Annotated in this window: 8 protein-coding genes; 5 read left to right on the forward strand and 3 right to left on the reverse strand. The window is 73.1% G+C overall.

Annotated elements, in window-relative coordinates; all coding sequences use genetic code 11:
* Positions 1-114: 114 nt before the first annotated feature.
* The 3 genes from NJ376_RS22880 to NJ376_RS29025 all read left to right on the forward strand — a co-directional run bounded on the left by NJ376_RS22880 (position 115) and on the right by NJ376_RS29025 (position 4,249).
* On the forward strand, positions 115-1,668 hold the full coding sequence (locus NJ376_RS22880) for a D-aminopeptidase (RefSeq protein ID WP_252955604.1): 1,554 nt from the start codon (positions 115-117) through the stop codon (positions 1,666-1,668).
* Positions 1,669-1,867: 199 nt separating this feature from the next.
* Positions 1,868-2,614 carry a maleate cis-trans isomerase family protein gene (locus NJ376_RS22885; RefSeq protein WP_252955605.1) on the forward strand — a complete coding sequence of 249 codons (747 nt, stop codon included), beginning with the start codon at positions 1,868-1,870 and terminating at the stop codon, positions 2,612-2,614.
* A gap of 69 nt (positions 2,615-2,683) precedes the next feature.
* Positions 2,684-4,249: a matrixin family metalloprotease gene (locus NJ376_RS29025; RefSeq protein ID WP_305880016.1), complete on the forward strand. Its 1,566-nt coding sequence runs from the start codon at positions 2,684-2,686 to the stop codon at positions 4,247-4,249.
* Between the two features lie 143 nt (positions 4,250-4,392).
* Here the strand turns inward: NJ376_RS29025 and NJ376_RS22895 are convergent, their stop codons facing one another.
* Positions 4,393-5,457 carry an aspartate-semialdehyde dehydrogenase gene (locus NJ376_RS22895; protein WP_252955606.1) on the reverse strand — a complete coding sequence of 355 codons (1,065 nt, stop codon included), beginning with the start codon at positions 5,455-5,457 and terminating at the stop codon, positions 4,393-4,395.
* Positions 5,458-5,728: 271 nt separating this feature from the next.
* Between NJ376_RS22895 and NJ376_RS22900 the strand changes: the two genes are divergently transcribed.
* Positions 5,729-7,813 carry a TonB-dependent receptor gene (locus tag NJ376_RS22900; RefSeq protein WP_252955607.1) on the forward strand — a complete coding sequence of 695 codons (2,085 nt, stop codon included), beginning with the start codon at positions 5,729-5,731 and terminating at the stop codon, positions 7,811-7,813.
* A 94-nt stretch (positions 7,814-7,907) separates the two neighbouring features.
* On the opposite strand, the gene NJ376_RS22905 is transcribed toward NJ376_RS22900, so the two are convergent.
* On the reverse strand, positions 7,908-8,888 hold the full coding sequence (locus NJ376_RS22905) for a Bug family tripartite tricarboxylate transporter substrate binding protein (RefSeq protein ID WP_252955608.1): 981 nt from the start codon (positions 8,886-8,888) through the stop codon (positions 7,908-7,910).
* Positions 8,889-9,284: 396 nt separating this feature from the next.
* Entirely contained in the window at positions 9,285-9,698 is a 414-nt protein-coding gene (locus NJ376_RS22910; RefSeq protein ID WP_252955609.1) for a hypothetical protein, read from the reverse strand.
* A gap of 101 nt (positions 9,699-9,799) precedes the next feature.
* Here NJ376_RS22910 and NJ376_RS22915 point away from each other — a divergent pair.
* Positions 9,800-10,712: WD40 repeat domain-containing protein (locus tag NJ376_RS22915; protein ID WP_252955610.1), on the forward strand; the 913-nt coding region annotated here is incomplete at its 3' end.

Below are 10,712 nucleotides of genomic sequence, written 5' to 3' on the forward strand. Positions count from 1 at the left end.
GACCCCCAACCCTCCGGACCCCGGCGGGCGTGCAGAGGGCAGAGCCCTCTGCCAGGGGCCCGGGGGCGGAGCCCCCGGATTGCCGCTCCCTCCCCACCACGCCACACTCCCGGCATGTCTCTCGCCACCCGCCTCGACGCTGCCCTTGCCGCCCTGCCCCGCGACTTCCCCGGCCCCGGCGGCGCCGTCGCCGTGCTGCGCGCCGGCGAGGTCCTCGCCCGCCACGCCTGGGGCTACGCCAATGCGGAGCGGCGCATCCCCTTCACCCCCGCGACGCTGTTCCGCATGTGCTCGATCACCAAGCAGTTCACCTGCGCCCTGGTGCTCGATGCCTGTCGCGATCCCGCCATGCTGGACCCGATCATCGCCGCGCGGCTGCCGCATCTGGTGGGCCCGGTGCCTAGCGCGCTGCAGCTCTGCCACAACCAGTCGGGGCTCAGGGACTACTGGGCCGTGGCCATGCTGCTCGGCTCCCCGGTGGAGGCGCCTTTCGGCGATGCCGAGGCGTGGCAGCTCATCGCCGAGACGCGCAGCCTGCATTTCGCCCCGGGCACGCGCTACTCCTATGTGAACCAGAATTTCCGCCTGCTCTCCGATGCGCTGGAGACGCATACGGGCCGCGGCTTCGCCGAGCTGCTGCGCAGCCGCCTCTTCGCCCCGGCCGGCATGGGAAGCGCGGTGCTGGCCGCCGATACCCGCGCCCTGCCCGATGGCACGGAAGGCTATGAGGGCAATCCCGCCCTCGGCTTCCGCGCGGCAGAGAACCGCATCCTCTGGACCGGCGATGCCGGCCTCGCCGCCTCGCTGGACGACATGATCGCCTGGGAGCGCTGGATCGACGCGACGCGGGAGGATCCGGACTCGCTCTACCGCCGCCTCTCCACCCCCGTCGCCTTCGCCGATGGCGCGGCGGCGAGCTACGGCTTCGGCCTCGCCCGCGGCAATGCCTTCGGCCGGGCGATGACCGGCCATGGCGGCGCGCTGCGCGGCTGGCGCAGCCACCGGCTTTACGTACCGGGGGAGCGGGTCTCCGTGGTGGTCATGTTCAACCACCTCTCGGACGCCAATGCGGCGGCGATGGGCCTGCTGCGCGCCGTGCTGGACGAGGCGTCGGCGCCGCCACAGGAGCTGCCGCCGCCCTCCTGGCTCGGGGTCTATCGGGAAGCTGAAACCGGGCTTTCCGCACGGGTGGAAACGGCCGGCCCTGGCCGCCTCCGGCTGCGCTTCGGCCATACGCCGGAGCTGCTGGAGCTGCAGCCGGATGGCAGCGCGGTGGCCGGCCGCACCCGGCTTCGCCCCGCCGCGGACGGGCTGTGGCTGGAGCGCGGCGGGGAGAATCTGGCCTCCCGCCTGGTGCCCGCCGGCGGCGCGGCCGCGCCCGATATCGCCGGCCGCTACCGCTGCGCGGAGCTGGGTGCGGAGCTGGCGGTGGAGGAGGCCGGCGGCCCGATCCATGGCGGCTTCTCCGGCCCGCTGGGCCAGGGGCGGATGGAGGCGCTGACGCCGATCGGCCCCGATCTCTGGCTGCTGCCCTGCCCCCGCGCCCTGGACCACACGCCACCGGGCGACTGGACCCTGGCCTTCAGCCGCGATGGGGCGGGGAAGGTGGCCGGGGTGGAGGTGGGGTGCTGGCTGGCGCGGGGACTGCGCTATGAACGGGTTGACTGAGGCCGCCGTCACGCCGTGACCATGTCCTGACGCGGTCTCGGCACCCCGGCCGCGAAGCCCGGCCCTCGGGCTCTTGCCCCAGCGAGGACTGCCTGCCGGCGTCGCCTCATCAGGCCAGCTGGCGCGGCGTGCTGCGGCCCGGCTTGCCCGGCGCGCGGAACCGGCCAAGGCTCGGTATCCTCGGCGCCCAGGAGTCCCCATGATCCGCCTCGGCATGCTCACCCCATCCTCCAACACGGTGCTGGAGCCGTTGACGGCGGAGATGCTGCGCGGCCTGCCCGGCGTCACCGCGCACTTCGCCCGCTTCCGCGTGTTGGCGATCAATCTCGGCGAGGCGGCCTCGGCGCAATTCGACCCGGCGCCGGTGATCGCGGCGGCGGAGCTGCTGGCGGATGCGAAGGTGCATGCCATCTGCTGGAACGGCACCTCCGGCGCCTGGCTCGGCCTCGAGCAGGATCGCGCCCTCTGCGCCGCCATCACCGCCGCCACCGGCATTCCCGCCACCACCGCGACGCTTTCCTTGATGGACGCCTTCGCCGCGCTCGGGGCCAAGCGGATCGGCCTCGTCACCCCCTACCTGGCGGAGGTGCAGCGGGCGATCCTGGCGCGCTTCGCCGCCTCCGGCCTGACCTGCGTGGCGGAGCGGCATCTGGAAGACCCCGGCAACTACTCCTTCGCCGAGCATCCGGCGCCGAAGGTGGATGCGCTGGTGCGGGAGGTGGCGGCCGCAGGCCCGGAGGCGATCGCCATCCACTGCACCAATTTCCGCGGCGGCCTCGGCGCGCCGGCGCTGGAGGCGGCGCTGGGCATCCCGGTGCTGGACAGCGTGGCGGTCTCGCTCTGGGGCAGCCTGCGGGCGGCGGGGGCGGATCCGCGGCCGCTGCTGCCCCGGGGACGGGTGTTCGGGCTGGGCGGGCCGCGCACCGAATTGTCTCACAAATCTTAGTAGTCTCTTTTTTGATTGATAGAAGGTTAACGCCCGGCTAGGTCTTCCGCCCCGGAAGGACCCTGCGCCATGGCCAGCCTCGCTCCCGACCTGCTGCTCACCGCCGGCGAGACCGGCTGGCGCGGCGGCGGGCCGCTGGTGCTGACCTTCAGCTTCGCCACGGACGGGCTGGACCCGCTGGGCAATGCCCTCGCCCCCGGCCAATGGGCCGCCTTCAGCGCCGCGCAGCAGGGGAGCGCCCGCCAGGCCCTGGCCGCCTGGGCCGCCATCTCCGGCCTGAGCTTCCTCGAGGTGCCGGATACCGCGGGCGGTGCCGGCATCGATCTGCGCTTCCGGCTGGAGGGCATGGGGCTCGGCGTGGCGGGCACGGGCTGGGGGCCGGAGGATCCGGTGCTCGCCGGAGATGTCGCCCTCTCCCTCAGCCTGTTCCGCGCGGACAGCCTGGCGCCCAGCGCCACACGCATCGGCTTCGCCACCCTGCTGCACGAGATCGGCCATGCGCTGGGGCTGGAGCACCCGCCCGCCGGCACCACGCGGGATGTCACGGTGATGTCCTCCACCACCGGCGCACTCGGCCAGCCGGCGGCGCCGCGGGAGGTGGATGCGGCAGCGGTGCAGCGCCTCTACGGCACGGAGGCGGCGGAACAGGCGCGCGGCCAGAGCTGGTCCTGGGACGGCGCAGTCCACGCGGTGCGCGGGGAAGGCACGGCGGGGGCGGATCGCCTGGTCGGCACCGACCTTGCCGACCTGCTCCTCGGCGGCGCCGGGGATGACACGCTGCTGGGTGGCGCGGGGGATGACACGCTGGTCGGCGGCGGCGGGGCGGATGAGCTGGCGGGCGGCGCCGGGCTGGACACGCTGCGCTTCGGCGAGCCGCGGGCGGCGGTGACGCTGGGGCTCGGCGCCGGCACGGCGGAAAGCACCGCCGGCCGGGCCAGCTTCAGCGGCATCGAGCGCTTCGAATTCACCGACGGCACGCTGGTGACGGCGGCGGCGGATCCGGCGGCGGCGGTGCTGCGCCTCTATGCCGCCGCCTTCGGCGCGGCGCCGGATGCCGACAGCCTCGCCATCGCCGTCGCGCGTCTGGGGGCCGGCAGCCCGCTGGAGGCGCTGGCGGAGGGGGTGCTGCAGGGCGCCGCCTTCGCCGGAAGCTGGGGCGGCCTGAGTGATGCCGGCTTCGCCGCGCTGCTGGCAGAGCATCTCGGCCAGCCCTTGCTGGCGCTGGACATTGCGGAGGCGCTGGCGCTCGGCCAGTCCCGCGTCGCGGCGCTGGCCGGACTGGCGGAGAGCGGTGCGGCGCGGCAGGCGACGGCAGCGAGCCTGGCCGAGGGGGTGTGGGTGACGGCAACGCCGGAGGTGCGGCAATTCTCCCTCGGCCTCGCCAGCGATCCTGCCCTGCCTGTCGGCACCGGCGCGGCCGAGGCCGCCGCCGCGCTGCTGGAGGCGGCGGGCGGCGAGGTCGCCCCCCTGCCCCGCGCGGTGCGGGCCGCGCTGCACCATGCGCAATGGGCAGCAGAGAATCTGGACGGTGCGGCGCATCTGGCCGGCCTCTCCACCGCCACGCTGCTGACGGGCGTGCTGGAGGAAGCCCAGGGCGGCACGCCCTGGGAGGCGACGCATATCCTGATCGGGTAAGGCGCCGCCCGGCCCTCAGTACGGGCTCGCCGGTCGAACCGTCCCGCAGAAGGACTCAGACCGGGGTCCGGGGAGGGGTACCCTCCCCGGCGGGAGTGCAGAGGGCAGAGCCCTCTGCCGGGGCCGGGGGGCAGCGCCCCCGATCACCCCCGCAGCACCAGCTCCGCAATCTGCACCGCGTTCAACGCCGCGCCCTTCAGCAGCTGGTCCCCCACCACGAAGATCGCCAGGCTCCGCCCGGAGGGATCGCCCAGGTCGCGCCGGATGCGGCCCACCAGCACCTCCTCGCGGCCGGAGGCCTCGACCGGCATCGGGTAGTGGTTCGCCGCCGCGTCATCCACCACGCGCAGCCCCGGCGCCGCTTCCAGCAGCGCCCGCGCCCGCTCCGGCGCCATGGGCTCGTCGAATTCCAGGGTGATGGCCATGGCATGGGCGCGCAGCACCGGCACGCGGATGCAGGTGATGCCGATCGGCAGCTCCGGCAGGCCCATGATGCGGCGGGTCTCCGCCACCACCTTCAGCTCCTCGCCGTTATGGCCGGTCTCCGGGTCCATGGTCGCGTTGTGGCTGAACAGGTTGAAGGCGTAGGGGTGGGGCAGCACGCGGGGCGTGAAGGCCTCGCCGCGCAGCGCGGCGGCGGTCGCCTGCTCCAGCTCCGCCATCGCCGCGGCCCCGGCGCCGGAGGCGGCCTGGTAGGTGGCCATGCTCAGCCGGCGGATCGGCAGGGCGCGGTGCAGCGGGGCCAGGGCCACGGTGGCGATGGCGGCGACGCAATTCGGGTTGGCGATCAGCCCGGCATGGCCAGCGAGCGCCGCGGCATTCACCTCCGGCACCACCAGCGGCACCGCGGGATCCATGCGGAAGGCGGAGGAATTGTCCACCACCACCGCCCCGGCGGCGCGGGCCAGCGGCGCCGACTGGCGGGAGAGGGTGGCGCCGGCGGAGAAGAAGGCGAGGTCGATGCCCTTGAAGCTGTCCTCGCCCAACGCCTCCACAGTGATCTCCTGACCGCGGAAGGGCAGGCGCTGCCCGGCCGAGCGCGGGGAGGCGAGCAGCCGCAGCCCGCCCACCGGGAAGCCGCGGCTTTCCAGGCTTTCCAGCAGGGCATGGCCGACCGCGCCGGTGGCGCCGAGGATGGCGATCTGCGGCAGGCGTGCCGCGCCGGCGCGGGCGGCGGCGGCAAGCGATGGGGGCAGGGTATCGGGCATGGGCGGTGTCTCCTGGGAAGCCGGGGAGACGGGGCCCTGTGCTGGCCGGCCCCGTCCGTCACCGGCGGGGCCTTGCTGGGGGTTATGCCGCGATGGTCACCGCGCAGCCGCCAGAGGACGCCCCGCCGGAGCGGTCGTCTTCTTCGTCGTGCGCTTGCTGATGGCCATGCCGGACATGGGATGGCGCGTAGCAGGCCGTTCCGGCTGCGGCAAGCCTTTTGCCGTGCTTCGCCCCCTTGGCGCCATCAACGTTATATTATAACGTTACCTCATGCCGCGCCGCCTCTGCCTTGCCCTTCTCCTCTTCCCCCTTCCCGCCCTGGCCCAAACCGCCGCGCCGGAAGTGGTCCTGCCCGAGCTGGTGGTGGAGGCGCAGCGCGCCGCCGCCGCCCGCCAGGGCATCCTCGCCCGCTTCGGCGCGCGGGAGGTGACAGTGGAGCGCGAGACCATCGAGGCCCTGCCCGGCGGCGCCAGCCAGCCGCTGAACCAGGTGCTGCTGCAGACGCCGGGCGTGGTGCAGGACAGCTTTGGGGACATCCATGTCCGCGGCGAGCACCGCAACCTGCAATACCGTCTCAACGGCGTCGCCCTGCCGGAGGGGCTGACGGGCTTCGGCCAGGTTTTCGATGCCCGGTCGCTGCGCAGCGTCAGCGTGCTGACCGGCGCCCTGCCCGCGCAATTCGGTTTCCGCACCAATGCGGTGATTGACCTCGAGACCCGCACCGGCACGCTCGATCCCGGCGGCAGCATCGGCGTGTATGGCGGTTCCCGCGGCACCTGGCAGCCGCATCTGAGCTGGGCGGGCATCGCCGCCGGCTGGGATGTGTTCGCCACCGGCACCTTCCTGCGCTCGCAGCAGGGGGTGGAGAACCCCACCTCCTCCTGGCAATCCATCAACGGGCAGACGGAGCAGTGGCGCGGCCTCGCCTATGCCGCGCGGCAGCTCGACGACACGACGCGGCTCTCGCTGATCTTCGGCGGCAATGCCAACCGCTTCAACCTGCCGGTGACGCGCGGCCTGGCGCCGGAATTCACCGCCTTCGGCCTGGACAGCTTCGACAGCGCCGCGCTGCGCGCCCGGCAATGGGAGCGGAACTGGTACGGCGTCGCCGCCTTGCAGAAGAGCTGGGGCGATATCGACCTGCAGGTGGCGCCCTTCTTCCGCTACTCCTCCATCTCCTACACGCCCAGCCTCCCGGGCGAGGTCATCTTCAACGGCAGCGCCGCCAGCGTCTTCCGCGCCAGCATGGCCGCCGGGGTGCAGGCCGATGCCGCCTGGCGCATCGCCGCCGACCACACGCTGCGCTTCGGCGGGCAGGTCACCGGGGAGCGCGCGCAATTCCGCAGCGACAGCACCGTGCTGCCGCTGGATGCGGACGGCAACGCCATCGACGCGCCCTTCGTCATCGGCGACCGCTATGGCCGCACCGGCTGGCTCTACGGCATGTACCTGCAGGATGAATGGCGCCTCACCGAAAGGCTGACGCTCAATCTCGGCCTGCGCTGGGACCAGGCGGTGCAGTACACCGCTGCCGGACAGGTCTCGCCGCGCATCAACCTCGTCTGGCGGCCGACGGACACGACGACCATCCATGCCGGCTACGCCCGCACCTTCACGCCGCCGCAATTCGAATCGGTGCAAGCCAGCAGCTTCACCAGGTATCTCGGCACCACCGCAGCGCCGGAGAGCCTGGAGAACGGGCTGGCGCGGCCGCAGCGCGACCACCGCTTCGACCTCGGCATCTCCCAGCGCTTCGGCCAGCACCTGACGCTCGGCATCGACGGCTACTACAAATTCGTCCGCGACCTGCTGGATTTCGGCCAGTTCGGCAATGCGCTGATCTTCACGCCCTTCAACTTCCGCCAGGGCCGCGTCTATGGCGTGGAGTTCAGCGGCAATTGGCGGGACGAGACCTGGCTGATCTACGGCAACCTCGCCCTCTCGCGCTCCGTCGGGCGGGACCTGCGCAGCGGGCAATTCGCGATCGAGCCGGATGAGCTGGCCTATATCGCCAGCAAATACGTCCGCACCGACCACGACCAGCTCATCACCGGCTCCGCCGGCGTGGTCTGGAACGGCTGGGAGGGCGGGCAGCTCTCCGGCTCCATGCTCTATGGCAGCGGGCTGCGGAAGGGCTTCGCGGCGACGGAGAAGGTGACGCCCTATGCGGTGTTCAATTTCGGCGTGCGGCAGGCCTTCACCGGGCCGGATGGCGGGCGCTGGACCGCGCGGCTGGATCTGCTGAATGCCTTCGACCGGAGCTACCAGTTGCGCGACGGGACGGGCATCGGCGTGGGGGCGGCGCAGTACGGGCTGCGGCGGACGATCTATGCGGGGCTGAGCCGCGAGTTCTGAGAGGGGTGTCGCGGCAGTGCCGCGACCCTCTCCCGGCCTCCCCGCCAAGGGCCAAAAGGCCCCTGGCACCTTTGAGTCTGCTGGTCCTGCCGCCTCACTCGGGCTCGATGCCCGCAGCGGCGATCACCGCCTGCCATTGCGGCACCTCGGCACGCAGGCGCTCCGCCAGGGGCTGCGGGCCGGTGAGGAGCAAATCCGAGCCGCGCTCGGCGACGCGCATGCGCAGCTCGCTCTCCGGCGCGCGCAGCGGCGCCAACTCCGCCAGCACGCGCTCGATCGCCTCCGGCGGCGTGGAGCGGCCGGCGAACAGCCCGTACCACAGGGTGGAGGCAAAGCCCGGCACCACGTCGCTGGCCGAGGGGACATCCGGCAGCAGCGGCGCGCGCTCGGTCGTCGTCACCCCGATGCAGCGCACCGTGCCGCTGCGGATATGCTCCAGCGGAATCCCGACATCGCCGATATAGCAATCGATGTCGCCGGCCAGCAGCGCGTTCATCACCAGCTGCGCGCCGCGATAGGGCACATGCGTCACCTGCACCCCGGCCTTCTGGAACAGCATGGCGCCGGTCAGGTGGGTGGAGGCACCGACGCCGGAACTGCCATAGGTCAGCCGGTTCGGCGTCGCCCGCGCGGCGGCGATGAATTCCGCCAGGCTCGCCGGCCCGTTGGCGCGCACCACCAGGGTGTAGGGGGATTGCATCACCAGCGTCACCGGCAGCAGGTCGGCGAAGGGGTCGAAGCCCAGGTTGCGGCGGATCGCCGGCAGGGTGGCGACGGCGTTGGAGGTGATGAGGAAGGTATGGCCATCCCCGGCCTGCGCAACGTACTGCATCCCGACCGCGCCGCCTGCGCCCGCCCGGCTGTCGAACACCACGGGCTGGCCGAGGCGCGGCGTCAGCCAATCGACGAAGTGGCGCGCCGGCACATCCTGCGGCCCGCCCGGGGCGAAGGGGCTGACGAGGCGGATGGGCCGGCTGGGCCAGGGCTGCCCCTGGGCCTGCACCGGAGGGATGAGCGCCGGCACGGCAAGCCCGCCGAGCAGCGCCGCGCCGATTCTGCGGCGGGGGATGGGCATGGAGGTTCCTCCTGGCTCTTTCTTGGTCAGCCGAGGCTAGAGCAGGCTCCTCCCCGCGCGAAACCCGAAGGCGTGTGCCCCGGGCCGGATCGCGGGCCCGGGGGCATCGGGCGGGCCGCCGCCCTGCCCGCGAAGCGCACCGGGCGGCCGGCGCAGAGGCGGGCCACCGCGAGGCCGGGGCCTAGAGCATGCTGCGTTCGCTTGCGCTCACGCAGCATGCTCTAGGCCGTTGTTTTGCGAAATCTTCACGCGTTCAGATGATTTCATCTGAACGCGATCTGCTCCGGGACGCTGGCCGCCGGATGACGGCCTGATGCCAGCGGCATCGGCCCCCGACCGATGCCGCGGAGACGCTCCGAGGGGTAGTTGGCCGCTGACGATCAACTGCCGTTGACACTATGGCGTGTTCCGCCGCGCGCCCCAGGCGGCCGCCAGGGCCAGCAGCAGCAGGGCGGCCGGCAGCACCACCAGCCCCCAGCCGGGATCGACCCAGGGGCTCTGGTTGCCGCTCAACTCGACGAGCCGGTTCCGCACATCAGTCCCCGGGCTGACGCCGGCCATCAGCGCGCCCGCGGCCGGGGCGAAGATCATGCAGGCAGCCAGGGCCAGCGCCGGCGCCCGGTAGCGTGCCAGGCTCGGCGAGACCACGACGACGATCGCCAGCACCAGGGCGAGGAGCTTGAGGGATGTCAGGATCGGCACCGCCTGCCAGGCGGAAAGGCCGAGAAGCTGCTGCTCCGTGCCGCGGACATGCAGCGCGGGCAGGAAGAGCGTGGTCGCGACGGCCAGCAGGATGGCAGCGCCCAGCATGACCAGGCTTGCCCCCTCCCTGTGCGAGGTTGTTCTCATTGTCGTTACCTCCCAGGCCGGCCTTGATGACCGGCTCCAGCAGAAAAGTTAAATTTCTGCGCATGCAGTTCAAGCATGTCGTGCCGCTCCTCCTGCTGCTGCTCGCTGCCGGCCCGGGCGGGGCGCAGGAGCTGGCCGGGCATGGCGGGCCGGTGCGGGCGCTGGCGGTGCTGCCGGGTGGCGGCCTCGCCTCCGCCGGCTTCGACCAGGCGGTGATTCTTTGGGACCCGGCGCGCGGCACGGCGCAGCGGGTGATGCGCTGGCATGGCGGGGCGGTGAATGTCCTGGCGGCGCTGCCCGGGGGCAGGCTGGCCAGCACCGGGGAGGATGGCCGCATCGCCCTCTGGCCGTCGGGGGGAGCAGAGCAGCCGCGCCAGGTGCTGGAAGGCCATGCGGCGCCGGTGGCGGCCCTGGCGGTGGGACCGGAGGGGCAGCTCGCCTCCGCCGGCTGGGACGGCACGGTGCGGCGCTGGCGGGCGGATGGCTCGGCGGAGGTGCTGGAGGGCCATCAGCGCCCGGTGAACGGGCTGGCCTTCCTGCCCCCGGGCCTTGCCTCGGCGGGGTATGACGGCACGGTCCGGCTCTGGGCGGCGGATGGCACGGGGCGGGTCATTGGCGAATACGGCCTGCCGCAGAATGCGCTGGCGGCCCTGCCCGGCGGCGGAGTGGCCGCGGGCGGGGCGGATGGCGTGGTGCGGCTGCTCGGGCCCGATGGCGCGGTGCGGGAGCTGCCGGTGGGTCCATGGCCGGTGGTCGGGCTGGCGGTGGCGCCGGATGGCCGGCTGCTGGCCGCCGCCTCGCTGGGCGGCAGCGTCGGCCTGTTCCAGCTGCCGGAGGGGCGCCTGCACGCGACGCTGGAGGGGCCCGGCCTGCCGGTCTGGGCCGTGGCCTTCGCGGCGGATGGGCAGAGCCTCTGGACCGGCGGGCAGGACCGGCTGGTGCGGCGCTGGTCGGTCGCGGGCCGGCCGCTCGGCC

Source organism: Siccirubricoccus soli (genome assembly GCF_024178315.1).
GTDB lineage: Bacteria > Pseudomonadota > Alphaproteobacteria > Acetobacterales > Acetobacteraceae > Siccirubricoccus > Siccirubricoccus soli.

What these genes read in the sequence shown, in the direction of transcription:
- NJ376_RS22900 (WP_252955607.1), top strand. Translation starts at nt 5,729, where the DNA reads ATGCCGCGCCGCCTCTGCCTTGCCCTTCTCCTCTTCCCCCTTCCCGCC.
- NJ376_RS22895 (WP_252955606.1), bottom strand. Translation starts at nt 5,457, where the DNA reads ATGCCCGATACCCTGCCCCCATCGCTTGCCGCCGCCGCCCGCGCCGGC.
- NJ376_RS22910 (WP_252955609.1), bottom strand. Translation starts at nt 9,698, where the DNA reads ATGCTGGGCGCTGCCATCCTGCTGGCCGTCGCGACCACGCTCTTCCTG.
- NJ376_RS22905 (WP_252955608.1), bottom strand. Translation starts at nt 8,888, where the DNA reads ATGCCCATCCCCCGCCGCAGAATCGGCGCGGCGCTGCTCGGCGGGCTT.
- NJ376_RS22885 (WP_252955605.1), top strand. Translation starts at nt 1,868, where the DNA reads ATGATCCGCCTCGGCATGCTCACCCCATCCTCCAACACGGTGCTGGAG.
- NJ376_RS22880 (WP_252955604.1), top strand. Translation starts at nt 115, where the DNA reads ATGTCTCTCGCCACCCGCCTCGACGCTGCCCTTGCCGCCCTGCCCCGC.
- NJ376_RS29025 (WP_305880016.1), top strand. Translation starts at nt 2,684, where the DNA reads ATGGCCAGCCTCGCTCCCGACCTGCTGCTCACCGCCGGCGAGACCGGC.